Genomic DNA, 1,553 nt, shown 5'->3' with positions numbered 1-1,553 from the left:
TTGACTTTCTCAATCCAGTCGTTTCCATCCTCAGAGGAGGCTGTATGAGCAGCAGATGTACGGCCGCTTTTTGATGCATGTGCGCTTTGTTTGTCTGAATTGTTACTTTGTTTATGACGAACAAAAAACAACACCAGCAAAAAAAGCACCAGCAAAAAAATAGTTAAAAGTTGATAGTTCAAGAACACCTCCCGGTCTTGTGCTGCAAGCTGCATTTATTAACATCTGTTGCTTTACACGCAACTTCAACGTTATTAATTCCCCAAACGAATGATGATAACATGAATGCACTCATTTTTACATTAAAAACCCTACTCACATAAAGGACTTGATACCAATTTACAACTCAAACACACCAATGGATTCAACATGCGAGGTTTGTGCAAACATATTCATGATTCCCGCTGCCTTAAACTTATAACCCTTATCAACCAAGACACCGGCATCTCGTGCAAATGTTGATGGATTACACGAAACATACACTATCTTCTGAGGTAAAAATGGCTTATGTAGCGATTTGACAACAGCATAAGCCCCACTTCTCGGCGGATCCAGTAGCATCTTGTCAAATTTTCCCCATGACTCAACAGTTTTTTCATCGGTATCGAACAAGTCGGCAACAGAAAACGTCATATTCTCGGCACAACGATTCAGGCGGGCATTTTCCCTTGCCCTATCTACCAAATAATAAGCGCCTTCAATACCGACAACCGATGCGCCACTTTTCGCCAGCGGCAAACTAAAATTGCCCAAACCGCAAAACAGATCGGCAATCCGCTCCCCTTTTTGAGGGTTTAAAAGTCTGACCGCCCTTGCCACCATCACTTCGTTCAGCTGCGCATTAATCTGCGTAAAATCACCGGGTTTGTAAGGCATTTCTACATCAAATTGAGCAAAATTATAGTTCAGAGCAGGAGCATTCTCGGGATAAAACGGCAAGGACTCGGCATGATCCTGCAACCATATTTGCCATGCCTTTTCAGCACCCGACAATATATTATCAAACCAATTACGCAATTCGCTTAATATTTGTCCAAACGGTTGATTTATGAAACGAATGTTGAGCGCTGTCACATTTTTCCCGCAATAAAACTCAACAAATTTCACTTTTACACCGTCATCATGCAGCTTTTGCAGCAAATTGCGGACATCAGGCAATCTATCGGACACATGCTTAGGCAAAATATGGCAATGGCGGATATTGACGACATCATGGCTTTTTTTGGCCTGAAAACCGAGGTTCAGACGGCCTTGTTTATCCACCGAAACACTTAAACGCGCTCTATCGCGATAATACCAGGAGTAACCATATAAAGGAGGTAAAATTATTTCCGGCTTGACCTTACCTATCCGTTCCAACTGCTCTTCCAAAATCCGTTGCTTTAACGCAACTTGCGCTCCGAAAGAAACATGTTGAAGCGAACAGCCGCCACATGTATCAAAATAGCAACAAGCTGGCTCAATGCGTTCGGAAGAAGGTTTTAAAACCGTTTCGACCTGAGCTTCTGCAAACTGCTTTTTTTCTTTATGAATGGCAAACGTTACACGCTCTC

Annotated in this window: 1 protein-coding gene and 1 pseudogene; both read right to left on the bottom strand. The window is 42.5% G+C overall.

Annotated elements, in window-relative coordinates:
* A pseudogene (locus ACTHUM_RS13590) lies at nt 1–215 on the bottom strand (23S rRNA methyltransferase); the annotation flags it as partial.
* A gap of 124 nt (nt 216–339) precedes the next feature.
* Nucleotides 340–1,553 (bottom strand): 23S rRNA (uracil(1939)-C(5))-methyltransferase RlmD (gene rlmD / locus ACTHUM_RS13585; RefSeq protein ID WP_440403123.1); only part of this gene is annotated, 1,214 nt, incomplete at its 5' end.

Source organism: Neisseria sp. P0021.S006 (assembly GCF_051956895.1).
Note: the sequence above shows the minus strand (reverse complement) of the source record. Positions and strands in the feature narration are given on the sequence as shown.